Origin of the sequence: Bradyrhizobium sediminis, assembly GCF_018736085.1 — a bacterium.
GTDB lineage: Bacteria > Pseudomonadota > Alphaproteobacteria > Rhizobiales > Xanthobacteraceae > Bradyrhizobium > Bradyrhizobium sediminis.
Genome location: NZ_CP076134.1, coordinates 4,769,761 through 4,793,336, shown reverse-complemented (window position 1 = coordinate 4,793,336; position 23,576 = coordinate 4,769,761). Strand labels below are relative to the sequence as shown.

Here is a 23,576-nt window from a genome sequence, read left to right as displayed (position 1 = left end):
AATCTCGAGATTCCGGGTTCGATGCTTTGCATCGCCCCGGAATGACGGAAACCGGAATGGTTTCGTCGCGTCTACTCCGCCGCCTTCGCCCGCAAGTGAGGGCGGTGCTGCACGGCCGGATGCGGCGCACTGAGCCGCGCGCGGCCGGCGCCGAACAGTTTTTCGCGCAAGCTGCCCGCGGCGTAGGCGCCCTTGTAGCGTCCGCGCCGGGTCAGTTCCGGCACCAGCATGTCGGCGATATCAGCGAAATCGCCGGGCGAGACCGCGAACGGCACGTTGAGGCCGTCGACATCGGTCTGGTCGAACCAGGCTTCGATCTCGTCGGCGACTTTTTCCGGCGTGCCGATCGCGACCGGGCCGATGCCGCCGATGCCGACATGCTGGGCGACCTCGCGTACGGTCCAGACCCGGTCCGGATCGGCGCGGGTGATGTTGTCCATCGCGGTGCGGCCGGCGTCGTTCTCGACGTGGCGCACCTGCTGGTCGAGATCATAGGTCGAGAAATCGACTCCGGTCCAGCCGGACATCAGCGTGAGCGCGCCCTCGGGATTGATGTGGCTGCGATAGTCGGCGTATTTGGCTTTGGCCTCGGCCTCGGTGCGGCCGAGAATGATGGTGAACATGCTGAACATCAGGATTTCGGCCGGGTTGCGGCCGGCCTTGGCGGCGAGTTCGCGGATGGCGGCGACGCGGGGCGCGATGATCTTGGCCGAGGGGCCCGACATGAACACGCATTCGGCGTGTTCCGCCGCGAACTGCCTTCCGCGCGGCGAGGTGCCGGCTTGATACAGCACGGGGGTGCGTTGCGGCGAGGGTTCGCAGAGGTGAATGGCGTCGACGCGGTAATTGTTTCCCGCGTGCTGGACGCGGTGTACCTTGGCGGGATCGGCGAAGATGCCGCTGATACGGTCGCGCAACACCGCGTCGTCCTCCCAGCTGCCTTCCCAGAGCTTGTAGACCACCTCCATATATTCATCGGCGACATCGTAGCGGTCGTCATGCGCGGTCTGCTTGTCCTTGCCGGCGCCCCTGGCGGCGCTGTCGAGATAGCCGGTGACGACGTTCCAGCCGATCCGCCCCTCGGTCAAATGGTCGAGCGTCGACATCCGCCGCGCAAACGTATAGGGCGGCTCGTAGGACAGGTTCGAGGTGACGCCGAAGCCGAGATTTTCGGTGACGGCCGCCATCGCCGAAATCAGCAGCATGGGATCGTTGGCCGGCGTCTGCGTGGCGTTGCGCAGCGCCGCATCCGGGCTGCCGCCGAATACGTCGTAGACGCCGAGCACGTCGGCGAGAAACAGCCCGTCGAACCGGCCGCGCTCCAGCGTCCTGGCGAGATCGGTCCAGTACGGCAGCCGGTTATATTCGGTGGTGCGGTCGCGCGGATGGGTCCACAGCCCCGGCGACTGATGCGCGACGCAGTTCATGGCGAAGGCGTTGAGCCGGATTTGTTTTTTCATGAACGAAGGGCCTTGGGCACGTTGTCTCCCCTGAACGCACGGTCGAACGCGGGACCATTACCTGAAATTGTTGCATTCCGGGTCGCTTTAGCAAAGCAAATTGTCGGCGTCGCGCCACTTCCGATCGGCGCCGTATCTCGCTACGTTGCCGCGAACGCGAACAGCACTGCGACCGGGAAAAGCAAGACATGACCAGAACTGACGCCATCGACCGGGCGCGCCAAACTCTTCATTCCGGCGAATTCATCGCCGAACTCGATCGCAGGGTCGGCTATCCCACCGAAAGCCAGAACCCCGGCAAGCGCGATGCTTTGCGCGCCTATCTCGAGCAGGAATTGCAGCCGTCATTCGCGCAACTCGATTTTGCGACACGGTTGATCGAATCGCCGACCGGAAAGGGTCCTTACCTCGTCGCCGAGTATCGCGAGGATGCGTCGGCGCCGACGGTTCTGATGTACGGGCATGGCGATGTCGTCGACGGCATGGCCGGCGAATGGCGCGACAATCTGGATCCGTGGCGGACGACGATATCGGGAAATCGGGTTTACGGCCGCGGCACCGCCGACAATAAAGGACAGCACAGCATCAATCTGGCGGCGCTCCGCGCCGTGCGCGAGGCGCGCGGCGGCCGGCTCGGCTTCAATGCCAAGTTCATCGTCGAGACGGGCGAGGAGATCGGCTCGCCGGATTTGCGCCAGGTCTGCGAGGCGCTGCGTGAAGAACTCAAGGCCGATCTGTTTCTGGCCTCCGACGGGCCGCGGCTTTCGGCGGATCGCCCGACCATCTTCCTCGGCTGCCGCGGCGGAATCCGGATTCACCTCGACGTCAAGCTGCGCGACGGCGGGCATCATTCCGGCAACTGGGGCGGCGTGCTGGCCAATCCCGCGACCATTCTTGCCGGCGCGATCGCCACCCTGGTCGATAGTCACGGACGGCTGTTGCTGAACGAGCTGAAGCCGCCGCGCATTTCCAACCAGATCCGCGTAGCGCTGGCCGATGTGAAGGTGGAGCCGACCGCCGATGAGCCGGCGCTATCGGAGAATTGGGGCGAGGAGGGGCTGTCGGCCGCCGAACGGCTCTATGCGTGGAACACGCTCGAAGTGCTGGCGATGTCGGCCGGCAATATCGAGAAGCCCGCCAATGCCATTCCGGGCGAGGCCCACGCCGTGCTGCAGCTTCGCTTTGTCGTCGGCACCAGGGTCGACAACATTGTTGAGGTGGTGAGGGCGCATCTGCACAGCCATGGTTTTCCGATGGTCGAGGTCAGCGCGGCGCAGAGCTTTGCCGCTTCGCGCACCGATTTCGACAGCCCCTGGGTCAACTGGGCGGCGGAGTCGATCCGGCAGACCACCGGAAAGGCGCCCGCGATCCTGCCGAATTTCGGCGGAGCGCTGCCCAACGACGTGTTCTCCGAGGGGCTTGGCCTGCCCACGATCTGGGTGCCGCACTCCTATCCGGGCTGCTCGCAACATGCGCCGAACGAGCACATTCTCCTCTCGGTCACCGAAGAAGCGCTCGGCATCATGGCCGGCCTGTTCTGGGATCTCGGCGAGATGCCGCGCGACCGCAGAGTTCCGCGATGAGCAACGTGTCGACCTCCGAAACACGGCTGAAGGCGACGTTCCGGGTCAAGCTGAACGGCAAGGCCGTGGCAATCGAGACCGTCGGCCAGGCTTACGGGTTCATCACCAGTCTCAGCACGGTCGAGTGGATGGAATTCAAATCGCTGCATGGCGACGCGAGGGCCGCGCTCGAGGCGGCGGCCGAGAATGCCATGTTGAGCGTGCAGGCGACCAATGCGCTTCGGGCGCTGTTCGTGCGCGCCAGGCTGCTGTGAAACCTACACGCCCTCGTCCAGCGCCACCAGTTCGCGCTTCTTGCGGAACGATGGCAGCAAGGGGCCGACCAGGAGCACCACCGCCAGCGCCAGGCAAGCCGCCGAGATCGGCCGCTGCACGAAGGTCCAGAGATCGCCCTGCGACAGGATCAGCGATTTGCGCAAGTTATTTTCCAGCATCGGCCCCAGCACGAAGGCCAGCACCAGCGGCGCCGGCTCGTAGCCGAGCTTGCGCATGAAATAGCCGATCACGCCGAAGGCGATCATGACATAGACGTCGAACACGTTGTTGCTGGAGCAATAGACGCCGATGATGGTGAACAGGATGATCAGCGGGAACAGGATGTTATACGGCAGCTTCAGGAGCTGAACCCACATTCCGATCAGCGGCAGGTTGAGCACCAGCAGCATGACGTTGCCGATATACATGCTGGCGACGATGCCCCAGAACAGGCCGGGGTTTTGCGTGATCATCAGTGGGCCGGGCTGCAGCCCGTGGATGACAAAGGCGCCGAGCAACAGCGCCATCACCACGTTCGGCGGGATGCCGAGCGTCATCAGCGGAATGAAGGCGCCGCCGGCGGCGGCGTTGTTGGCGGACTCGGGGCCGGCGACGCCCTCGATCGCGCCGTTGCCGAACCGTTCCGGGGACTTCGACAGCCGCTTCTCCAGCGCGTAAGACGCGAACGAAGAGATCACGGCGCCGCCACCGGGCAGGATCCCCAAGAAGAATCCGAGGATGGTGCCGCGCCCGATCGGTCCGGCGCTGGCTTTCCAGTCCGCCTTGCTCGGCAACAGCTGCGTGATCTTGGCGTTGATGATGTCGCGCTTGATGACCTGCTCGGTATTGGTCAGCACCTCGGCGACGCCGAACAGGCCCATCACCACGGGTACGAGACCGATGCCGTCGATCAGCTCCATGCGGCCGAAGGTCAGGCGCGGCTGCGCCGTGATGCTGTCCAATCCGATCAGGCCGAGCACGATGCCGATGCAGGCCATCAACAGCGCCTTCGCCATCGAGCCCTGGGTGAGGAAGGTCAACACCACCAGCCCCAGAACCATCAGGCTGAAATATTCCGCCGGCCCGAACGCGATCGCAACGCTGGCGAGCTTTGGCGCCACCAGCATCAAGGCGATCAGCGAGAACGTGCCGGCGATGAACGAGCCCAGCGCCGAGATGCCGAGCGCCGGACCGGCGCGGCCTTGCTTGGCCATCTGATGGCCGTCGATGCAGGTCACGACGGAAGCGGCCTCGCCGGGGATGTTGACCAGGATCGAGGTGGTCGAGCCGCCATACATCGAGCCGTAATAGATGCCGGCCATCATGATGATGCCGGACTCCGGCGTTCCTGACAGCGTGATCGGGAGCAGCAGCGACATCGCCGAAATCGGGCCGATGCCGGGCAGCACCCCGACCAGCGTGCCGATAAAGACGCCGATGAAGCAGTAGAGCAGGTTGATCGGCTGCAGGGCGACGCCAAAACCCTGCGCGACATTGAAAAGTACGTCCATGATTGGGTCCGGTCAGCCGATTTCGAAGATGCCCGAGGGCAACTGGATCAGGAGCATGCGCTTGAGAACCCACCACACCCCGAGCGGCGCGAGAAGGGCGATCGGAATGGCCAGCGACCAGCGCACCGGATCGATCAGGCGCAGCAGCAGCAACATCAGCGGTATCGTGGAGAGCAGGAATCCGAGCGTATTGAGTGAAAATGAAAACGCAATGAGACAGGCGATGACCACCAGCGGTTTGGTCCAGCGCGTGTCTTTCCAGCGCGAGGCGAAGGTCGGGCCGCCCTCGGTCACTGCCGCGACAATGATGGTGATGGCGAACACGCAGATCAGGAGGCCGGTGTAGAACAGCACATAGCCGGAGCCGGGATCGTTGATGGTGCCGAGCTTGAGTTTCAGCCCCGACCAGATGACGAAACCGCCCAGCGCCAGCCCGATCAGCCCGCCCCACAGTTCAGAATTGTCGAGGCGGAGTTTTACGTTGCTGTCATTACTCATGCATCATGCTTTCAGAGGTCACCCTGAGGTGACGAAGCGTAACGAAGCCCGAGAAGGGCGACGGTGCCCGTGTCCATCTTTCGAGGCTCGCCGCGAAGCGAGGCTTCGCGCCGGCCGCGACGAGCGCGATTGCGCTCGCGCGAGGGATGACGCCATTCCCCGGATTGGAATCTAGTTCGCCTTTTTCTTCGCCATGCCGAGGGTCTCGATCACCTTGAGTTCGGAATTGGTGACCTCGACGACGAACTTCTTGTAGTCTTCGGTATTCTTGTAGTTCGGAACCATATCGAATTTGGCGAGCGTCGCGATCACGGCGGGATCATCGAGCGCCTTCTTGAAAGCGTCGTGCAGCTTGGCGACGATCTTCGGGTCCATGCCCTTGGGTCCGGCGATACCGAACGGCGAATCGTAGACCATGGAATAGCCGAGTTCCTTGAGCGTCGGCACGTTGGGGAAATTCGGCGACCGCGCCGAGGTCCACACCATCAGGAGGCGGAGCTTGCCGGCGTCGACCAGCGGGCGCCAGCCGGTCGAATCGGCCTGCAGCATGGTGTGCTGGCCGAGCACCGCGGCATTGGTCTCCGCGCCGCCCTTGAACGGCACCTGCGTCAGCTTGATCCCCGCCAATCCCGCGATCTGTTCCATGCCGATGTGCAGCGACGTTCCGGCCCCCGGGGTCGCGTAAGTCACCTTGCCTGGGTTTTGCTTGGCGTAGTCGACCACGTCTTTCCAGGTCTTGAACTGCGACTCGGCGCTGGTGGTGACGCCGAACGTGTAGCCGGTGAGATGAATGATGTAGGTGAAGTCCTTGGCGGGATCCCACGATACGTCCTGCATCAGCGGTAGGCGGAACACGGTAATGGGGATTTGCGCGATGGTGTAGCCATCGGGCTTCGCGGCTGCCGCCATGGTAGCCGGACCGACGGTACCGCTGCCGCCGGCCTTGTTGTCGATCGTGATCGGCTGGCCGAGAATCTTGGATGCGCTGTCTGCGATCGCGCGCATCGAGATGTCGGTCGATCCTCCCGCAGGCCACGGCACGATCAAGGTGATCGGCTTGGTCGGGTAGTCCTGCGCGCCGGCACCGGCAGACATCAGCATGCCGACCGCCGCCAAGGCGATCATCAAACGATTGCGTCGAAACATTCTGGTTTCTCCCTTTGCGGACCCGCTCATGTCGGGACCGGCATTGTTGTGGCTCCTGCGATCTTCCCCGAAAACGATTGGGAAGAAAAGCGCGTAAATCGCTGTACCGACGGCATTCCTCCCGGAATCGGCGCGTGCGACAATAAGCCTGCCGCACCATGGAAAATGCGCGCCGGCCGGTGCGACCCGGCGTATCGCGGCGGGTCCTCCAAACGGCCCATTGCGATGGCCTGACGTTCCGGTCATAGATATGGGGGATCGGAAGGGTCCGTTCCGTTCAGTCGCCAATGTCGGCATTGCGGGAAAACGCCTGCTTGAAGCGCATGACGCCATCCCCGAACCCCTCCGACGCCGCGGTGATCAAGGCGTTTGCCGGAATTCCCGGGCCGCTCGAGCGGGCGCCTGCGCGTGGCGGTCCTGATGCGGTCCTGGCGGTTTTCCTATCGCGCGCCGGCGGCGGCCTGGGCGAGCCGGGCATCTTCAAGGACGATCTCTTTCGCCGCTACATTGCGCCGGTCCACGGCCAGATTTTCAAGCAGTCGACACCCACCAAGCAAGGAGAACACGTATGAAACGTAAAGCGATGATTGGCTACGCGCTCGCCGCCGCCCTATGCGCCGGACCGGCGATGGCGCAGCAGCTTACGGGCACGCTGAAGAATATCAAGGAGACCGGCGCGATCACGCTCGGCTTCCGCGACTCGTCGATTCCATTTTCCTATCTGGACGACAACCAGAAGCCGATCGGCTACGCGATGGACATCTGCTACAAGATCGTCGACGCCGTGAAGAAGGAGCTCAAGCTCGACAAGCTCGAAGTCAAGCTCAATCCGGTGACGTCATCGACCCGCATTCCATTGCTGGCCAACGGCACCATCGACCTGGAATGCGGTTCGACCACCAACAATGTCGAGCGGCAGAAGCAGGTCGCTTACACCAACACCCACTTCCTGACCGCGAGCCGCTACGTCACCAAGAAATCGAGCAAGATCAATTCGATCGACGATCTCAAGGGTAAGCCGGTGGTTTCGACATCGGGCACCACCAACATCAAGCAGCTCACCGAGGCCAACGCCGCACGCAATCTCAACGTCAACATCATCCCGGCCAAGGACCACGCCGAGGCCTTCCTGATGGTCGAGACCGACCGCGCCGTCGCCTTCGTGATGGACGACATTCTGCTGGCGAGCCTGATTGCCGGATCCAAAGCGCCGGGCGACTATGTCATCTCGAAGGATGCCTTCTCCAAGCCCGAGCCCTACGGCATCATGCTGCGCAAGGACGATCCGGCCTTCAAGAAGGTGGTCGATGCTGCCACGGCTGCGGTCTATCAGGGCGGCGAGGGCCAGAAGATCTACGACAAATGGTTCACGCAGAAGATCCCGCCGAAGGGGCTGAACCTGAACGTCCCGATCGGGCCGGAGCTGAAGAACGAGTTCGCCAAGCCCTCCGATTCTCCCGACCCGGATTCCTACAAATAGGGCTCTATCGTCAAAGCATGATCATGCTACTGCTCATGCAACGGCACGGTCGTTGCATGAGCAAGTATCAGCGGCATAGCGGACGGTAGCACCTCGTGAATTACAACTGGAACTGGAGCATCTTCTTCGACCCGGCCCCGGGCGGGACCGGCACCTATTTCGATATGCTGCTGTCGGGACTGTGGCTGACCATCAAGACCGGGATCTTCGCCTGGATCATCGCGCTGGCGTTCGGCTCGATTATCGGCGTGCTGCGCACGCTGCCGTCGAAGACCGCCTCCTGGGTCGGCTTCGCCTACGTCGAATTCTTCCGCAACATGCCCCTGTTGGTGCAACTCTTCCTCTGGTTCTTCGTGCTGCCGGAACTGGTGCCGCGAAGCTGGGGACTGTGGCTGAAACAGCTCCCGAACGCGCCGTTCTACACCGCCGCGATCGGGATCGGGTTGTTCATGTCGGCGCGTGTCGCGGTGCAATTGGCAGCCGGAATCGCCTCGCTGCCGCGTGGGCAGAAACAGGCCGCGACCGCGCTCGGGCTGACCACGTCGCAGGCCTATCGCTACGTGCTGCTGCCGATCGCGTTCCGCATTATCATGCCGCCGCTGACCTCGGAGTTCCTCAATACCATCAAGAACACGGCGGTCGCGATCACCATCGGCCTGATCGAACTGACCGGCCAGGCACGGTCGATGCAGGAATTCTCGTTCCAGGTGTTCGAGGCCTTCACCGCCGCGACCGTGATGTATCTGTTGATCAACATCGTCGTCGTCACCGGCATGCGCTTCCTCGAACGCAGCCTGGCGATCCCCGGCTACATCGCGGGGAAATAGCGGCCATGTTCGCCAGTTTCGATTTCGACGTTATCCGCCGTTCGTTCGGCTACCTCTTCCTCGACGGCATGACGTTCACGCTGACCCTGACCGGGCTCTCCGCCCTCGGCGGGATCATCTTCGGCACGTTGATCGCGCTGATGCGGCTGTCCGGTTTCAAGCTGCTCGGCCGCATCGCCGGGATCTATGTCGACTTCATGCGGTCGTTGCCGCTGGTGCTGGTGATCTTCTGGTTCTATTTCCTGGTGCCCTATGTGGGGCAATGGGTGACCGGCGCCTCGCGCCCGATCAGCGTCGGCGCATTCACCTCCGCGCTCGTCACTTTCATCATGTTCGAGGCGGCGTACTTTTCAGAGATCATGCGTGCCGGCATCCAGTCGATCTCCAAGGGCCAGCCCGCCGCCGCCAATGCGCTCGGCCTGACCTACGCCCAGACCATGCGCTACGTCGTGCTGCCGCAGGCATTCCGCAACATGCTGCCGGTGCTGCTGACCCAGACCATCGTGCTGTTCCAGGACACCTCACTGGTCTATGTGCTGTCGATGCCGGATTTCCTCGGCGCGGCGAGCAAGGTTGCGCAGCGCGACGGCCGGCTGGTCGAAATGTACCTGTTCGCCGCGGTGGTCTATTTTGCCATTTCCTGCATTGCGTCGTTCGGTGTCCGGCGCCTGCAGGCGCGTATCAGCATTGTCCGTTAGGGAAGCGCGCATGATCGAGATCAGACACGTCGACAAATGGTATGGGCCCGGCTTCCAGGCGCTGAAGGATTGCACCACCAGCGTCGCCAAGGGCGAGGTGGTGGTGGTATGCGGCCCGTCCGGCTCGGGAAAATCGACGCTGATCAAGTGCGTCAACGCGCTGGAGCCGTTCCAGGGCGGCGAAATCATCCTCGACGGCATCAAGGTCAACGACCCCAAGACCGACCTGCCGAAACTGCGCGCCCGCGTCGGCATGGTGTTCCAGCATTTTGAACTGTTCCCGCACCTGAAGATCATCGAGAATCTTTGCCTGGCGCAGGAAAAGGTGCTGGGCCGGCCGCATGACGCGGCAGTGGCAAAGGCCGAAAAACTGCTCGAGCGGGTCGGGTTGAAGGAGCATGCGCGCAAATATCCGGCCGAGCTGTCCGGCGGCCAGCAGCAGCGCGTCGCCATTGCCCGGGCGCTGGCGATGGACCCGATCGCCATGCTGTTCGACGAGCCGACCTCGGCGCTCGACCCCGAAATGATCAGCGAGGTGCTGGACGTCATGGTCGACCTCGCCCGCGAGGGCATGACCATGATGGTGGTCACCCACGAGATGGGTTTCGCCAGCAAGGTCGCGCATCGAGTCATCTTCATGGACAGGGGCGAAATCGTCGAGGACGCGCTGAAGGAGGACTTCTTCGGCAGCCCCCGCAGCGACCGCGCGCAGAAATTCCTGTCCAAGATCCTGTCGCATTAGTCTCACGCGTCATTCCGGGGCGCGTCGAAGACGCGAACCCGGAATCTCGAGATTCCGGGTCTGGTCCTGCGGACCATCCCGGAATGACGGTCCGAGGGTTTATGGTCATTAATAATTCGCGTATATAACCGCCGCAAATCCGCTTCCCCCCTACAGGAGAGCCCGCTTGGAACAGATCGCTTACGTCAACGGTTCGTTTGTGCCGATGTCAGAGGCCAAGGTCTCGATACTGGATCGCGGCTTTTTGTTCGCCGACGGCATCTACGAAGTCGCAGCCGTGCTCGACGGCAAGCTGATCGACAGCGCCTCGCATCTGGCGCGGCTGCAGCGTTCGGTCGGCGAGATCGCGCTGGCCTTGCCGGAGACCACCGATCGCATCCAGGAAATCCAGAAGGAGCTGATCGCGCGCAACAACCTGGTCAACGGCATGGTCTACCTGGAGGTGACACGCGGCGCCGACACCGGGCGCGACTTCGCCTTTCCGAAAGGCGTCAAGCCGACGCTGATCATGTTCACGTCGGTCAAGGACATCGTCAATGCGGAATCGGCCAAGACTGGCATCGGCGTCATCACCGTGCCTGATATCCGCTGGGCCCGGCGCGACATCAAGAGCGTCGCCCTTCTGGCGCAGGTGCTTGCAAAACAGGCGGCGGCGGAAGCCGGCGCCGGCGAGGCCTGGATGGTCGAGGACGGCCAGGTGACCGAGGGCGGGTCGTCGTCCTGCTTCATCCTGACCCAGGATGATGTGATCGTGACGCGGCAAAATTCTTCCGCCATCCTTCCGGGCTGCACCCGCAAGGCGGTGGTCGCGCTCGCCGAAGAGCGCCAGCTGCGCGTCGAGGAGCGGCCGTTCACGGTCGCGGAGGCGCTGGCGGCCAAGGAAGCCTTCATCACCAGCGCCACCGTATTCGTGCAGGCGGTGGTGACCATCGATGGCAAGCCAGTCGCCAACGGCAGACCGGGCCCGATGACCAAGCGTTTGCGCGAAATCTATGTCGATTTCGCCAAGGCCACCGCGGTGTGAATTTTCATACTGCCTGCAGCGTGACCGCGATGTCCGCGGCGAGGAGAAGCGCCGGCGCAAGGCGATCCGGGATGCCGGAATCAGGACCGAACAGGCGCTTCTTTGACGAATTTGTTGCGCAGCGTGCCGATCCCGGTGATTTCGATCTCGACCACGTCGCCGGCTTTCAGATCGGGCGAGGCGCCGTCGGTCCCCATCCAGATCACGTCGCCCGGCCACAGCGTGAAATATTTCGTCAGCTCGACGATGAACGGCACGATGCCGAAGATCATGTCGTTGGTGCGGAAACGGCCGGTTTCCTTGCCGTTGACCTTGACGATGGTTTCCATTTTGTCGAGGTCGACATCGGTTTCGATCCAGGGCCCCATCGGCTTGAAGGTGTCGGCATTCTTGGACCGCCACAGCCCGCGATCGGCCTTCTGCCAGGTCCGCTCGCTGACGTCGTTGCCGATGGTGTAGCCGAACACGCAGGACATCGCGTCACGCTCGGTCAGGTGCTTGGCCTTCTTGCCGATCACGACGACCAGCTCGCCCTCGTAATGGATCTTTTCCGTGGCGGTCGCCGGGATCACGACGTCCTCGTCATGCGCGATCAGTGCGTTCTGGGCGCGATAGCCGATCTCGGGCCTATCAGGCACGTTCGGAACCGTGCCGGCCTTGTCGGCGGCTTCCTTGAGATGCTTGAGGTAGTTGAGGCCGACGCAATAGAAGGTGCGCGGCACCAGCGGCAGCTCGATTTTGACGTCCCTCAGCGCATGGGTTTGCTGCGTGCGCTGCCATTCGCCGAAGGGGTCGCCGCCGACCGCAATGACGCGGTCACCCTCCACGATCCCCCAGGAGGTCTCTCCCGCGGCGGTGAATTTGAGCCAGCGCATCCTGCAATCCTTCTTATTCGGCCGCGACCTGCGGCCTGGTTTTCCATGCGCCGGCCGGCGGACGCGGCAGGCCGAGATTTTCACGCAGGGTCTTGCCGGCATAATCCTTCCGGAACAGGCCGCGCCGCTGCAGTTCCGGCACCACGTGGCGGACGAAGTCGGCATAGGATCCCGGCACGCAGGTGGCCGCGATGACAAAGCCGTCGCAGCCGCCGCCGATGAACATCTCTTCGAACTTGTCCGCGATCTCCTTCGGTCCGCCGACGATCGCGTCCGCGGTCTGGCCGCGACCGCTGAACGTGACGAAATCGCGCGCGCTCGGATTGGTCTTGCCGGAGGTCTTGAGCACGCCGTCGCGGATGCCGAGGATGCCCTGCATGCCCTGCAGTTCCTCCGTGGTCAGCGGCTCGTCGATGCCCTTGGAGGCGAAGTCGTAGTTCAGTCCCTCCGACAACAGCGACAGCGCGTCGATTTCCAGCGGCAGCTTTTCGATCAGGGCCATCCTGTCTTCGGCCTCCGACTTGGTCGCGCCGCATACCGGCGTCGTCAGGTTGCAGAGGAACATGTGGTCGGGATCGCGGCCCGCCTTGGCGGCCTCGTTCTTGACCGCGCTGTAGCCCTCTTTGGCGCCCGCCAGATTGCGCGCCGCCGTGAAGATCACTTCGCCCCAGCGCCCCGCAAAACGCTGGCCGCGGCCGCTGGCGCCAGCCTGGATGATGACCGGATGGCCCTGCGGGGATCGCGGCACCGTGAACGGCCCGCGCGATTTGAAGAATTTTCCTTTGTGATCGAGCCGCTTGACCTTGGCGGGATCGGCGAACCGGCCGCTGTTCTTGTCGATCAGCAGCGAGCCGTCTTCCCAGGTATCCCAGTGGCCGAGCACCACCTCCATGAATTCGTCGGCGCGGTCGTAGCGGAAATCATGTTCGAGATGGGCGTCCTTTCCCATATTGTGGGCTTCGCCGTCGTTGATCGACGTCACCACGTTCCAGGCGGCGCGGCCGCCGGTCATCAGGTCGAGGGTGGCGAAGCGGCGGGCGACATCGAACGGTTCGTAATAGGTGGTCGAGCAGGTCGCGGCGAGGCCGAGCTTTTCGGTCGCCATGCCCATCGCCGTCAACACGATGACGGGATCCATCTTCACGCAACGGATGCCGTATTCGACGGTATGGGCGTGATCGTTGCCGTAGCGGTCCGGCATCGCCAGCCGGTCGTCGAAGAACGCCATGTGGAATTTGCCGGATTCGAGAATCCGGCCGATCTCTTGATAGTAGTCCGCCGACATCGAGTCGTCGCGCGATTCCGGATGGCGCCATGAGCTCGGCAGATTGGTGCAGTTCTGCGCCTGCAGGAATCCCACCATCACCATTTGCCGTGTCATGCTGTTCTCCCAGTGCCGGCCGGATTGATTGTCATGCCAGATCGAGTTCGGTGGCGAGTTTGTATTCGCCGGCAAGCGCGCGCAATTTGTCCCAGGTCGCGTCCTCGATCTCGATGCCTGCGATTCTGCGCTGCTGCTCGCGGATATATTCGACCTCGCCGGGATAGAATACGCCGGTCGAACCTTCCGACGGCGGCGTTTCCTTCAGATAGCGCGCGAATTCGGCGACCTCTTTCTTGAAGTCCTTCAGCGGGCGGAATGCGGCGACGTTGAACACCGCCATGAAGCATCCGTCGTTATGCCGTCCGGTCGGCTCGACGCCGAACCCCAAGCCGGTCAGAAGCCCGCACAGCACCTCGACCATGGCGGCGAGGCCGCTTCCCTTGTAGCCCTCGGTGCCGCCGAGCGGCAGCAGCGCACCGCCCTCGCGGTATTGGCCAGGATCGGTGGTGTGGCGTCCTTCGCTGTCGACGATCCACCCCTTCGGAATTTCTTCACCGCGGGAAACGGCGAGCGCGATCTTTCCCGCCGCGACCGCCGAGGTCGCCATATCCAGATAAAAGGGCGCCGCGAGATCCGAGGGCACCGCGATGGAGATCGGATTGGTGCCGAGCCGCGCCTCGCGGCCGCCGTATGGCGCGACGATCTTCGGCGAGCGGCCGGAATCGGCGGTGGCGATGCCGATCATGCCGGCCTCGATGGCCATCAGCGGATAGGCGGCGAGCCGTCCGACATGGCTTTGCCGGAACACGGTGCAGGCCGCGACATTCGCCGTTTTCGCCTTTTCGATGGTCAGCGCCATCGCCTTGGCGTTGACATGAAAGCCGAACCCCCAGTGGCCATCGATCACGGTCGTGGTCGGCGATTCCTGTTCGATCGTCCATTTCGCGCCGGGAACGATGTGCCCGGCCTTGATGCGGTCGATATAGGTCGGGATCGCGATCACCCCATGAGAGTCATGACCCGTGAGGTTGGCATTGACGCAGCCGGTGGCCACCGCGCCGGCTTCCTCGTCCGACGCGCCGGCTGCCCTGAGCAGCGCAGCACCAATCCGCGTGAGACGGTCGGCCTGGACAATGGGCATGGGGTCCTCTTCAACGCCCGCGCGGGAGGCGGGTCTTGCTTCTTGTCGCAGGCGGTATGGTCTCAAAGCGGTGGCCCGATAGCAATGACCTCCTCGCAAATTCTAGGGTGCACTGCAGCGTCTCGGCGGACGGGCGGGGCCCGGGCGATCAAGGTGCTGGACGCCATCCAGAGCCGCGGCATCCGGCTTGCGATCGACGATTTCGGAACCGGTTATTCGTCGATGTCCCTGATGAAGCAGTTCCCGATCGACACCATCAAGATCGACCGCTCCTTTGTCCGCGATCTGCCGAAGGATTCGGAGGATCAGGCGATCGCGCAGGCGATCATCAGCATGGGCAAGGCGCTGGGAATGACGGTCGTTGCCGAAGGCGTGGAGACGCCCGAACAGCAGGCGTTTCTGCGCGATCACGCCTGCGATGAGATGCAGGGCTATCTGTTCAGCAAGCCGTTGCCGCCCCGGCAGTTGGCCAGCCTGCTTCGATCGGCGCCGGTGCTGGTCTCGCCGCCGCTGCAGCCCGCAGCCGGCGACGCCGCAGAGAAATCGACCCGGCGGTCGCGACCGAGACGCGCCGCCGCGCAGGCGGCGCGTTGACGGGCGGCGTCAGGCCGCATCCGCGATATCTCGTCTTGCGCGGGGAACTCAGGCGGCGGGAGACAGCACGGGTGCGTCCGCCTTCAGCGGGTGAGCCTTGCGGTGCCACGCCCAGGCGCTGCGGATGATGGTTGTGAGATCGGAATGCGCGGCGCGGAATTTCAGGGTTTCGCGCGCCGCCGCGGGATCGGCGACCAGGTAGGTCGGATCGCCCGATCGCCGCGGCTTGACGACATGCGGTACCTCGCGGCCGGTCTCGGCTGCGATCGCCCCGAGAATCTCGCGCACCGAAAAACCGGTGCCGGTGCCGAGATTGAAAGCGCCGCCGCCATGGCCCTGCAGCAGCAGTTTCAGCGCCAGCACATGCGCCGCCGCCAGATCGGTGACGTGGATGTAGTCGCGGATGGCAGTGCCGTCCGGCGTGCCGTAATCGTCGCCGAACACCGCGAAATCGGGCACGTGGCCCTGCAGCGCCATCATCGCGCGGGGAATGAGGTGGGTTTCGTTGTCGCGCAACTCGCCGATGCCGCCATCCGCATCGGCGCCGCTGGCGTTGAAATAGCGCAGCGCAAACGATCCCAGTCCATAGGCGCTGCGATAGTCGGCGAGCACCCGCTCGATCATCCATTTCGATGCGCCGTAGGGATTGATCGGCGCGCAGGGATAGCTTTCGGGCAAGGCCTTGCTGTCGGCGTTGCCGTAGACCGCGCCGGTCGAGGAAAACACCAGGCGATTGCAGCCGGCCTCGCGCATCGCGTCCAGAAGCGACAGCGTGCCGGCCAGGTTGTTGAGGTAGTATTTCTGCGGATCGGCGACGGACTCGCCGACCAGGCTCGATGCCGCGAAATGCATGACCGCGACGATATCGTGCTGCGCGAAGGCGCGCGCCAGCGCAGCCCTGTCGGCCAGGTCGCCTGCCACCAGTGAGCCGACGACGAAGCTGCGGTGGCCGGTCGAAAGATTGTCGAACACGACCGGATGATAGCCGGCCCTCGCCAGCGCCCTGCAGCAATGCGAGCCGATATAGCCCGCGCCACCGGTAACCAGAATCGCCGGACGATCGCTCATGCTAGCCCCCCGGCGTCCGGCTCTTGTAGAACAGCAGATAGAGTGCGCGCGGATTGGTGGTGAGGTAGCGCCAGAGCAGCCGGCGCGGCTCCAGCCAGATGCGCCAGGCCCATTCGAGGCCGATATTCTGCATCCACTGCGGCGCGCGGGCGCGGCTGCCCGACAGGAAGTTGAACAATCCGCCCGAGGTCTTGATGACGCCGACATTGAACAGCCGCGGCGTGAATTCCTCGACGAAGGCCTGCTCGTAGGGAACGCCGAGCGCCACCCACAAATAGTCGGGCGCCAGCGCATTGATCTCGTCGACCTTGGCCCGCAGCGCATCGCCTCGCAAATAGCCGTGGCAGCGCCCGACGATCCTGAGATCGGGAAACGCTTTCTGGACGTTGGCGACGGCGGCGGCGTTCTCCGCCTCCTCCGCGCCGAACATGTAGAATGTCAGCCGCGCTTCCTGCGCCTTGCGGGCGACTACGTGAAACAGGTCGGTGGTCGCGACGCGCTCGGGCAGCGGCATCGGCGATCGCAGCCGCGACACCGCGACCAGCGGCTGGCCGTCGGCGTTGATCAGGTCGGCGGCGCGAAACAGCCGGTCGGTCATCGGCTCGGTCGAACAGCGCGCCAGTACCTCGCCATTGGCCGACGTCAGATACAGGGGACGGCCGACCCGGCGTTCCGGGAACACCATCTCGATCATGAAATTCGCGGTCTGCTCGATGTCGAGCACGGCGAGCCGCAGCCCGCCCAGCGATATTCGGGGCACACCGGCCGTGGCGGCCCTGCCGATGGGATTTGCACGACGCTCAGGCATATTGCTTGTCTCGCTGGCGGCTGACGGCCGCGGGGTGAATTTCGCTCAGGATGACGCCGGTCAGCTTGCGCTCCGCGCCGCCGAGGGCGGTGATGATGTCTTCCATGGCGTCGTTGATGTCGTGACTGACGGGCAGCACGGCGACGAGACCATCGGCGATATCGAACAGCTTGCGGCCGGCCGCGCTGAAAGGCATCGCCGGTCCGTCGAGGATCACGAGATCGTAGCCGCCGGCGGAACGCGCCTGCGCGATCGCCTTGCGGATGGCGTCAGCGGCCTTGGCGTCGGTTCCCCTGACGATGGGCAGGATCGAGATTCCGTTCGCGGTCTTGATCGCGCGGGAGGTCCTGGTGCCGATCGAGAGCCAGCCGAGACGGCTGGGCTCGCTCTTGCCGAGGCCGTTCACCTTGTTCGATATGGCGTGCGTCGTGTGGTCCGCATCGATCATCAGCACGCTGGCGCCGTCGCGCGCGGTCGCCAACGCGATGTTCAGCGCGGCGATGCTGCGGTCTTCGCCGGCGCCCGCGCCGATCACGGCCAATACAGGGATTGCGTCGGCGGGCGAGCGCCGCGCCGCAATCCCGCGGATCGTGCGTATGGCGTCGAGGAACGCCGTTTGGGGCGAACCCGCGCGCAGTGTCGGCCAGCCCATCCGCGCGGCGTCGGGAACGCCGCCGAGGCTGAGGATGCCGCCGAGCGTCCGCACCACGTCGGACTCCTGCAGGCGCGCAATCAACGGCTTCTCGACCGACGCAACGGGCGCCGGAGCCCTTTGCCTCGGCTGGTTGCTTGCCGCCGGCTTCGATGGCGGGGTCGGTGTCTTGAGCTCGGCCCGTGCCGGTTGCGGCTCGGTGGTGTCGGGCGACAGCCGGTCGGCCGCCACCGTCCAGGCCGAAGCGGCGAGCGCGCCCATCATGAAGCCGATCATCGCGATCATGCTCATGGCCGGCGGGAAGGTACGCCGTTGCGGCACGGTGGCCTCGCCGATGATGCGGGCGCTCGAGGTGTTGAGGCTTTCCTGCTCCTCGGTTTCGCGCGAGCGCTTGAGGAAGGACTGATAGACGTCGCGGCTGGCCTCGACGTCGCGTTCGAGCTCGCGAAGCCGCACCGAGGCCTGGCTCAGCTGCACGCTCTGGCGCTTTTGCGCTTCCAGCGCCTTGTTCAGCGACGCTTCGTATTCCCGGGCGCGCGTCAGGTCGTTCTTCGCCGACTGCACGAAGCGATCGACTTCCTCGTTGATATTGCGGCGCAGGTCCTCGACCTGCTTTTCCATCTGGCGCAGCGAGGGATGCCGCGGCCCCAATTCGCTGGTCAGCTCGGCATAGCGCTTGCGAACCTCGGCATACTGCGAGCGCAGATTGGCGATGGTCGGCGACTGCAGCGCTTCCGGAATGGCGCCGGCGTCAGCCGAGGCGCGGCGGCTGGCTTCGATCTGGTCGTATTTGGCCTGCGCATCGAGCGTCAGCGCGCGTGCCGCAGCAAGCCGCTGGTTGCTGGCCGAAAGCTGCTGGTCGGAGATCAGCGTGTCCTGGGTGCCGACGAAATTGTTCTGTGCCTTGTAGGTCGCGAGCGCGTTCTCGGCGGTGCGAAGCCGTTCCTGCAATTCCTTGAGCCGGCCCGACAGATCGCTGGTCGCCCGCCGTGCGGCGGTGGCCTGCGACTTCTTGGATTCCGCGAGATAGGCGTTGGAGATCGCGTTGGCGAGCATCGCCGCTTTGGCCGGGTCATACGACCAGACGTCGATGTCGACGATGAAAGTGCGGTCGGTCTTCTTGACGTTGATGTGGCGGTTCAGCGCTTCCAGCGCCGTCATCTGGCCGAGCTTGGCGTCGGCGGCAGACCTGTCGATTCCGAACAGGCCGAGCAGGGAGGCGAGAACGCCCTTGGCGTCGCCGCCGCCGAACTCCGGATCCTTGTCGAGCCTGGTGTCCTTGATCACCTGCAGCAGCACACCGTTCGAGGTGATCAGCCGCGCCTGGCTTTCGACCAGCATGGCGAGGCCGTTGACGTCCTGGGCGCGCGGCGTCAGTTCGCGTTCGACCAGCTGCAATTCCCTGGGGTCGACGTAAAGCTGGGCGGTCGCCGAATATTTCGGTGTCAGGCTCTTGCCGATCATGACGGCGGCTACGGCGCAGATCAGGCCCGCACTCGCAATCGCGACCTTGTGCCGCCACAGCAGCCGGACGAGTTCCAGCACGCTGATGCCGGCCAGCATTCGCTGCGGCGCCGGCGAGGCTGCAGGTTCGGCCTGATCTATCGGTTTGTCATAGACAAGCATGGTCCCCAGCTTTCATTCGAACTGCCGCACGCGCCCGGCTGAGGGGTTACTCTTCGGGTCACGCAACGCGCGCAGGGGAAAAAGCGCGGAACAAACGCAACAGGAAAAATTAACCATACTCATTGAGGGACTATTCGCCGAAATGGCAAAAAAAGCGTTTAAGCGCCCGCGCATAGCAACGCCTCCGCCATGTTCAGAACCGGGATTTTCCGGCGCGATGCCGCCTCCAGGGCATGGTTCATGAGATCGGGTGAGCAGCCGTACGCGCTGGGCTTGTCGGCGACGTCGTGGCTGTAGAAAATTAACCATCCGTTATGGGTTTGCGCTTCGTCGAAGGCGCGCTCGATCTCGGGGCGGCCGATGCGGCGGTCGATCAGGGGCATCGCGCGCAGGAATTGCAGGTCCACCGTGCCGCTGTTGATGCCCGGCACAATGCTGCGGCAGGACTGGAACGCCTGCTTGAGCTGGCCCTTGCGCCCGAACGATCCGTAACCGAAGGGATAGGCAAAGTTTTCGACCTTGATGGAGGAGTCGAGCGCGCGCAGATAGCGGCCATTGCGCGCGATCTCGGCGGCCAGCGATTCCGCATCGAGGTCGCAGGTCCGCTTGTGGGAAAAGGTGTGACAGCCGATCTCATGGCCGTTGCGATGCAGATCTATGACGTCCTGGGCATCGACGGCCGTCCAGTCGGCTGCCGCCGTGCCGACCAGCCCGCCCGAAACATAGAAGGTGCCGCGCGCGTCATGATCCTCGAGCAGCTTCGCGCCGGTCGTGGCGGCGCTCTTCGGAATGTCGTCGAAGGTGAAGCTGACCATCGGGGTCTCGTTGAGCAGCCGGAAGGGTTCGACGCTCAGATGCGTCGCCAGCCGGTGGCTGACTCTGGCTTTGGCTTCGGACCACATTGCGTACATGGTTCAGCTTTTTCGCAGGATCACGTGATAATCGCCGTGCCGGACGTCGGTCTTCCCCGGCAGAAGAAGATTCATGACCGCGGCGGCAGCATCGATCAGGGCGGCGAAGGCCGGCTTGCGCGCCCGCATCTCCGGATAGCGCGGGCTCTCGTATTCCTTGCGGTAGATCATCTGAAGGCCGTGGGCCTCGGCAAAGGCCTCCAGCCTCGAAAGCGTGACCAGCGGGTGGAAGAAGGTCGGGAACGGCGCCTGGCCGGGCAGGCCGGCCTTCTTGTCGCCGCGCACATGGCGGTAGAACCAGACGTGGAACCAGTGCGGTGAGTATTTGGTGACGACGCCGGACAGCGATTTCGGGTTTGGTGCGCCGATCAGGATCAGGCCGCCCTGCTTCAGCGACTCGCAAAACCGCAGCAGCGCCGCCTCGACGTCGGGTAGATGTTCGATCACGTTGTAGCAGATCACGAGGTCAAAGCTGCCGGGAGCGAACCGGTAGCTCTGGACGTCGCCGAGGATGGTTTTCTGCGCGTAGTCGTTGTTGCGGATCTGGTCTTCGTCGATATCGACCACGGTGACATGGGCGCGGCCGAGCACGTCGAGCGGCAGGAAGCTGGTCGAGCCGCCGCCTGCCTCGTAGATCGCGAGCTTAGTCGGGGGGAGTTGTTCGCCGAGAACGCGATGGACCGCAAGCAGGCTTTCGCGGGCCTCGCCCGGCGGCAGGTCGAGCAACGCCTTTGGATGCGCGAACGCGTCTGCGGTGCGCGCATCGGCGGCGACGGGGACGGCGCGGGCGAGATCGATCGTGACTGTCTTGTTCACTGGCCTATCCAATATTGATGTTTGCGAGTTTGGTTCTGAAAAACGCGAAGCCGACTTTCAGGCGCCCGCGGGTCCGGGAGATGTCGAACAGCCAGCACAGCGCGAGGTAGCTCGCCAGTCCGGCGCCGGCCAGCACGACGCAAGCGGTCAGGTCGGAGACGTGCAGGCTTCTGTCGAGCGCTGCCACTACCAGCGCCATCACCAGTGCGGCGATCACGGTCAGCGCCAGCCGTCCGAGCGGAAGCGGGATCGGGAAGGCTCGGCGGCTGAGGATCAGCGCGCAGACGAACCCGAACAGGTCGGCGCCGAGCCGTGCCCATGCCGCGCCGACCGTGCCGTATCCGCTGATCAGGGCGTAGGACAGGATAATATTGACCACGATGATCGAGGCCGTGTTGATCAGATAAAAGGAGTTGCGTCCCGACAGCAGGAAACTGACGTGCAGATATTGCTGCGTCAGGATCTGGAAAATCACGGCGACGGCCACGATCGGCATGGTCTCCGCGGCCATGGCGCGGAAATCGACGCCGAGTACGACGTTGGCGACGTGGGAGGAAATGACGGCGAAGCCGAGGCAGGCCGGCAGCGTAATGCTCAGCAGCAATTCGACGCATTCGCCGAGATGCGACCGTACCGCGGCCTTTCCCTGGCTGGCGTGGATCTGCACGGCGAGCGGGAAGAACGCGGCGGCGGCGCTGATCGCCGGCATCATCAGCGTCTGCCGCACCAGGTCGAGACCGGCGATGTATTTTCCGGCATCGGCGGTGCCGACGAGGTTGGCGATGATGAAGCGGTCGGCGACGGTGGAGATCGCGAGCAAGGTCAGCGACAGCGTCAGCGGCAGCCCCTGCTTCGCCGCGGCCAGCAAACGGGCACGATCGAACTTGATGACCGTTCCGCGCCACGCCGATCGCTGCGCCGCGATGGCGAGCAGATAGGCCAGCGCCGACGACGCCAGCAGGAGAATTCCGGTCCGGCCGAGCATGGCGGCAGCAATGCCCAGGCAAAGCGCGGCGGCGGCGCGAACCAGCGTCGCCTTCATGGCCGTGATCGCCATCAGCCGTGCGCGGACCAGGTCCTGGGTCAATTCAAACAGACCGATCGCAACCGCCAGCACGACCGCCGCGATCGCCGCCATTGCGTCGAGCCCGACCAGGCGGCCGAGTACGTAGGCAGCCGGCGCGGCCAGACAGCAAACGACATAGCCGGTTGCGACGAGGCCGCGGACGTCGGTGCCGTCGTCTTTGGCGTGGCCGCTCAGGATCAGATTGCGGAACCAGCCCGCGAGGAAGACGCTGACCACGGCGGCAAACGCCAGCCCGAGCAGGTAGATGCCATAATCATGCGGCGAAAACAGCCGCGTGAAAATGAACACGCTCAATAGTCCCAGCAATGCCGAGAGAATATTGGCGGTCAGATTGATGCTGGCCTGTCCGATCAGCATAACGCGGCAAGCCCTGCAGGTTCGATCGCTGCGGTACGGTCCGTCTGCACGGTCGCGTTCTCCTCGACGGCCGCGCGGATGGTCTCTACCGGCGTGCCGGAGAAGGACGCGACCGAGAAGGCGACGTCATCCTTGCCTGCGCGGCGAAGCAGCTGGTTCAACTCGTCCCGGCTGAGTTTCGGATCATCCCAATAGCTGACGCATTGGGTGCGCGGGGTACGCGTGTGCCGCGCCGAGAAGCCGGCGTCGTTCTCGACGAAATAGCCGTACAGCATGTATTCGGAGAATTCGCGGGTCTGGCTGAGGGCTTCGACCCAATGCAGGTTGGTCACGGCCTCGATCCTCGCGGCCATCGCCTGCGTCGTCTCCTTATCCCAGAACATGATGTGACCGATGAAGTCCGACGCCGGAAGCGGCGGCGTGGGCAGGCCAAGAAGTTCATGGCTGGTCTCGACCCAGCGCGAATGCCGGAACTGGTCGGATGTGACCTCGTCGCGCATATTGAGCAGCGGAATCGCGTTTGGATATTCGAAACGCGACAGGTCGAAGTCCCGGAAGAACACGATATCCGAATCGAGGATGCAATATCGGTGGTGCGGCAGCGAGGTGGTCGCGGCGATCTTGAGATACTGCTGCACATGCCAGCCGCTCACCGGCATGGTCCGGAACGACCACCAGTATTGGCGGCGCTTGCGCTGGATGATGCGGGGCAGCGGCCGCAGCCATTTCGGCAGGAATTTGGAGGACGGAAGCACGATCCTGCGTTCGCTCTCGAAGTGAGAGAACAGCGACAGGTCGCAATCGGGAACCAGCAGATAATGCTTCGAGAATGATTTGACGTGACGATCGACGCTCTCGCAGAGCAAGGTGCACAGTTCCAGATCGCGCCCGTATGTTGGGGTTAACAGCGCTACAGGGTTCATCGCGTATTTCTCTCTGGCAGTGACATTCAGGACCCTTGCAGGGCGCTGGGCACTGAGGCCGGGTATCCTTGGGCAGCGTAAGAGCAAGATCGGTGCCGACAGCGCCGCGAGACCTTGCGGCGTTTCGAAACTGGTTAATTTGCGCCGGTAACCATCGCCGGATCATTTGC

The 23,576-nt window shown here is 63.8% G+C and carries 22 protein-coding genes and 1 pseudogene; 9 read left to right on the top strand and 14 right to left on the bottom strand.

Annotated elements, in window-relative coordinates:
- Positions 1–71 precede the first annotated feature (71 nt).
- Entirely contained in the window at positions 72–1,460 is a 1,389-nt protein-coding gene (locus tag KMZ29_RS23055) for an LLM class flavin-dependent oxidoreductase (protein ID WP_215621354.1), read from the bottom strand.
- Positions 1,461–1,648: 188 nt separating this feature from the next.
- Between KMZ29_RS23055 and KMZ29_RS23050 the strand changes: the two genes are divergently transcribed.
- Together KMZ29_RS23050 and KMZ29_RS23045 are read left to right on the top strand one after the other, a co-directional pair.
- Positions 1,649–3,043: a M20 family metallopeptidase gene (locus tag KMZ29_RS23050; RefSeq protein WP_215621353.1), complete on the top strand. Its 1,395-nt coding sequence runs from the start codon at positions 1,649–1,651 to the stop codon at positions 3,041–3,043.
- On the top strand, positions 3,040–3,297 hold the full coding sequence (locus KMZ29_RS23045; RefSeq protein ID WP_215621352.1) for a hypothetical protein: 258 nt from the start codon (positions 3,040–3,042) through the stop codon (positions 3,295–3,297). The genes KMZ29_RS23050 and KMZ29_RS23045 overlap by 4 nt, the downstream gene beginning before the upstream one ends.
- Positions 3,298–3,300: 3 nt before the next feature.
- Here KMZ29_RS23045 and KMZ29_RS23040 read toward each other — a convergent pair whose 3' ends face one another.
- The 3 genes from KMZ29_RS23040 to KMZ29_RS23030 form a co-directional block, all read right to left on the bottom strand.
- Positions 3,301–4,809: a tripartite tricarboxylate transporter permease gene (locus KMZ29_RS23040; RefSeq protein ID WP_215621351.1), complete on the bottom strand. Its 1,509-nt coding sequence runs from the start codon at positions 4,807–4,809 to the stop codon at positions 3,301–3,303.
- A gap of 12 nt (positions 4,810–4,821) precedes the next feature.
- Positions 4,822–5,307 (bottom strand): tripartite tricarboxylate transporter TctB family protein, encoded by a 486-nt coding sequence (locus KMZ29_RS23035; RefSeq protein WP_215621350.1) that lies wholly within the window; start codon positions 5,305–5,307, stop codon positions 4,822–4,824.
- A 171-nt stretch (positions 5,308–5,478) separates the two neighbouring features.
- Positions 5,479–6,432: a tripartite tricarboxylate transporter substrate binding protein gene (locus KMZ29_RS23030; protein WP_369810151.1), complete on the bottom strand. Its 954-nt coding sequence runs from the start codon at positions 6,430–6,432 to the stop codon at positions 5,479–5,481.
- Positions 6,433–6,776: 344 nt separating this feature from the next.
- Between KMZ29_RS23030 and KMZ29_RS23025 the strand changes: the two genes are divergently transcribed.
- The 6 genes from KMZ29_RS23025 to KMZ29_RS23000 all read left to right on the top strand — a co-directional run bounded on the left by KMZ29_RS23025 (position 6,777) and on the right by KMZ29_RS23000 (position 11,224).
- The gene (locus tag KMZ29_RS23025; RefSeq protein ID WP_215621348.1) at positions 6,777–7,025 is read left to right on the top strand and encodes a hypothetical protein; all 249 of its coding nucleotides are present in this window, start codon (positions 6,777–6,779) and stop codon (positions 7,023–7,025) included.
- Positions 7,022–7,933, top strand: a complete 912-nt coding sequence (locus KMZ29_RS23020) for an amino acid ABC transporter substrate-binding protein (protein ID WP_215621347.1) — start codon at positions 7,022–7,024, stop codon at positions 7,931–7,933. The genes KMZ29_RS23025 and KMZ29_RS23020 overlap by 4 nt, the downstream gene beginning before the upstream one ends.
- Positions 7,934–8,028: 95 nt before the next feature.
- A complete protein-coding gene (locus tag KMZ29_RS23015) occupies positions 8,029–8,760 on the top strand; it encodes an amino acid ABC transporter permease (protein ID WP_215621346.1) in 732 nt (243 codons plus the stop codon).
- Positions 8,761–8,765: 5 nt separating this feature from the next.
- The gene (locus KMZ29_RS23010) at positions 8,766–9,458 is read left to right on the top strand and encodes an amino acid ABC transporter permease (RefSeq protein WP_215603515.1); all 693 of its coding nucleotides are present in this window, start codon (positions 8,766–8,768) and stop codon (positions 9,456–9,458) included.
- 10 nt (positions 9,459–9,468) lie between these two features.
- A complete protein-coding gene (locus KMZ29_RS23005; protein ID WP_215621345.1) occupies positions 9,469–10,200 on the top strand; it encodes an amino acid ABC transporter ATP-binding protein in 732 nt (243 codons plus the stop codon).
- A 166-nt stretch (positions 10,201–10,366) separates the two neighbouring features.
- Positions 10,367–11,224, top strand: coding sequence for a D-amino-acid transaminase (locus tag KMZ29_RS23000; RefSeq protein WP_215621344.1), 858 nt, complete (start codon positions 10,367–10,369; stop codon positions 11,222–11,224).
- Positions 11,225–11,304: 80 nt separating this feature from the next.
- On the opposite strand, the gene KMZ29_RS22995 is transcribed toward KMZ29_RS23000, so the two are convergent.
- Genes KMZ29_RS22995 through KMZ29_RS22985 form a run of 3 tightly spaced genes read right to left on the bottom strand, consistent with a single transcriptional unit; the run spans position 11,305 to position 14,564 of the window.
- Entirely contained in the window at positions 11,305–12,099 is a 795-nt protein-coding gene (locus tag KMZ29_RS22995; protein ID WP_215621343.1) for a fumarylacetoacetate hydrolase family protein, read from the bottom strand.
- Between the two features lie 13 nt (positions 12,100–12,112).
- Positions 12,113–13,480 carry an LLM class flavin-dependent oxidoreductase gene (locus KMZ29_RS22990; protein WP_215621342.1) on the bottom strand — a complete coding sequence of 456 codons (1,368 nt, stop codon included), beginning with the start codon at positions 13,478–13,480 and terminating at the stop codon, positions 12,113–12,115.
- A 31-nt stretch (positions 13,481–13,511) separates the two neighbouring features.
- Complete coding sequence (locus tag KMZ29_RS22985; protein WP_215621341.1) at positions 13,512–14,564, bottom strand: Ldh family oxidoreductase; 1,053 nt, start codon at positions 14,562–14,564, stop codon at positions 13,512–13,514.
- 141 nt (positions 14,565–14,705) lie between these two features.
- Between KMZ29_RS22985 and KMZ29_RS22980 the strand changes: the two are divergent.
- Positions 14,706–15,158, top strand: a pseudogene (locus tag KMZ29_RS22980) (EAL domain-containing protein); the annotation flags it as partial.
- Positions 15,159–15,206: 48 nt separating this feature from the next.
- Here the strand turns inward: KMZ29_RS22980 and galE are convergent.
- The 7 genes from galE to KMZ29_RS22945 all read right to left on the bottom strand — a co-directional run bounded on the left by galE (position 15,207) and on the right by KMZ29_RS22945 (position 23,406).
- Positions 15,207–16,226: a UDP-glucose 4-epimerase GalE gene (gene galE, locus KMZ29_RS22975; protein WP_215621340.1), complete on the bottom strand. Its 1,020-nt coding sequence runs from the start codon at positions 16,224–16,226 to the stop codon at positions 15,207–15,209.
- Position 16,227: 1 nt separating this feature from the next.
- The gene (locus tag KMZ29_RS22970; RefSeq protein WP_215621339.1) at positions 16,228–17,034 is read right to left on the bottom strand and encodes a WecB/TagA/CpsF family glycosyltransferase; all 807 of its coding nucleotides are present in this window, start codon (positions 17,032–17,034) and stop codon (positions 16,228–16,230) included.
- The gene (locus KMZ29_RS22965) at positions 17,027–19,312 is read right to left on the bottom strand and encodes a GumC family protein (protein ID WP_215621338.1); all 2,286 of its coding nucleotides are present in this window, start codon (positions 19,310–19,312) and stop codon (positions 17,027–17,029) included. Before KMZ29_RS22965 ends, KMZ29_RS22970 begins: the two co-directional genes overlap by 8 nt.
- Positions 19,313–19,470: 158 nt before the next feature.
- Positions 19,471–20,223 (bottom strand): polysaccharide deacetylase family protein, encoded by a 753-nt coding sequence (locus KMZ29_RS22960; protein ID WP_249779768.1) that lies wholly within the window; start codon positions 20,221–20,223, stop codon positions 19,471–19,473.
- A 3-nt stretch (positions 20,224–20,226) separates the two neighbouring features.
- Positions 20,227–21,039: a class I SAM-dependent methyltransferase gene (locus KMZ29_RS22955; protein WP_249779767.1), complete on the bottom strand. Its 813-nt coding sequence runs from the start codon at positions 21,037–21,039 to the stop codon at positions 20,227–20,229.
- Between the two features lie 4 nt (positions 21,040–21,043).
- A complete protein-coding gene (locus tag KMZ29_RS22950; RefSeq protein ID WP_215621337.1) occupies positions 21,044–22,483 on the bottom strand; it encodes a lipopolysaccharide biosynthesis protein in 1,440 nt (479 codons plus the stop codon).
- Positions 22,477–23,406 carry a DUF6492 family protein gene (locus tag KMZ29_RS22945; protein WP_215621336.1) on the bottom strand — a complete coding sequence of 310 codons (930 nt, stop codon included), beginning with the start codon at positions 23,404–23,406 and terminating at the stop codon, positions 22,477–22,479. Before KMZ29_RS22945 ends, KMZ29_RS22950 begins: the two co-directional genes overlap by 7 nt.
- Positions 23,407–23,576: the final 170 nt, after the last annotated feature.

What these genes read in the sequence shown, in the direction of transcription:
- KMZ29_RS22995 (WP_215621343.1), bottom strand. Translation starts at nt 12,099, where the DNA reads ATGCGCTGGCTCAAATTCACCGCCGCGGGAGAGACCTCCTGGGGGATC.
- KMZ29_RS23045 (WP_215621352.1), top strand. Translation starts at nt 3,040, where the DNA reads ATGAGCAACGTGTCGACCTCCGAAACACGGCTGAAGGCGACGTTCCGG.
- KMZ29_RS23050 (WP_215621353.1), top strand. Translation starts at nt 1,649, where the DNA reads ATGACCAGAACTGACGCCATCGACCGGGCGCGCCAAACTCTTCATTCC.
- KMZ29_RS22965 (WP_215621338.1), bottom strand. Translation starts at nt 19,312, where the DNA reads ATGCTTGTCTATGACAAACCGATAGATCAGGCCGAACCTGCAGCCTCG.
- KMZ29_RS22990 (WP_215621342.1), bottom strand. Translation starts at nt 13,480, where the DNA reads ATGACACGGCAAATGGTGATGGTGGGATTCCTGCAGGCGCAGAACTGC.
- KMZ29_RS22970 (WP_215621339.1), bottom strand. Translation starts at nt 17,034, where the DNA reads ATGCCTGAGCGTCGTGCAAATCCCATCGGCAGGGCCGCCACGGCCGGT.
- KMZ29_RS23020 (WP_215621347.1), top strand. Translation starts at nt 7,022, where the DNA reads ATGAAACGTAAAGCGATGATTGGCTACGCGCTCGCCGCCGCCCTATGC.
- KMZ29_RS22950 (WP_215621337.1), bottom strand. Translation starts at nt 22,483, where the DNA reads ATGCTGATCGGACAGGCCAGCATCAATCTGACCGCCAATATTCTCTCG.
- KMZ29_RS23010 (WP_215603515.1), top strand. Translation starts at nt 8,766, where the DNA reads ATGTTCGCCAGTTTCGATTTCGACGTTATCCGCCGTTCGTTCGGCTAC.
- KMZ29_RS22960 (WP_249779768.1), bottom strand. Translation starts at nt 20,223, where the DNA reads ATGTACGCAATGTGGTCCGAAGCCAAAGCCAGAGTCAGCCACCGGCTG.
- KMZ29_RS23040 (WP_215621351.1), bottom strand. Translation starts at nt 4,809, where the DNA reads ATGGACGTACTTTTCAATGTCGCGCAGGGTTTTGGCGTCGCCCTGCAG.
- KMZ29_RS23025 (WP_215621348.1), top strand. Translation starts at nt 6,777, where the DNA reads ATGACGCCATCCCCGAACCCCTCCGACGCCGCGGTGATCAAGGCGTTT.
- KMZ29_RS22945 (WP_215621336.1), bottom strand. Translation starts at nt 23,406, where the DNA reads ATGAACCCTGTAGCGCTGTTAACCCCAACATACGGGCGCGATCTGGAA.
- KMZ29_RS23030 (WP_369810151.1), bottom strand. Translation starts at nt 6,432, where the DNA reads ATGATCGCCTTGGCGGCGGTCGGCATGCTGATGTCTGCCGGTGCCGGC.
- KMZ29_RS23055 (WP_215621354.1), bottom strand. Translation starts at nt 1,460, where the DNA reads ATGAAAAAACAAATCCGGCTCAACGCCTTCGCCATGAACTGCGTCGCG.
- galE (WP_215621340.1), bottom strand. Translation starts at nt 16,226, where the DNA reads ATGAGCGATCGTCCGGCGATTCTGGTTACCGGTGGCGCGGGCTATATC.
- KMZ29_RS23035 (WP_215621350.1), bottom strand. Translation starts at nt 5,307, where the DNA reads ATGAGTAATGACAGCAACGTAAAACTCCGCCTCGACAATTCTGAACTG.
- KMZ29_RS23005 (WP_215621345.1), top strand. Translation starts at nt 9,469, where the DNA reads ATGATCGAGATCAGACACGTCGACAAATGGTATGGGCCCGGCTTCCAG.
- KMZ29_RS22985 (WP_215621341.1), bottom strand. Translation starts at nt 14,564, where the DNA reads ATGCCCATTGTCCAGGCCGACCGTCTCACGCGGATTGGTGCTGCGCTG.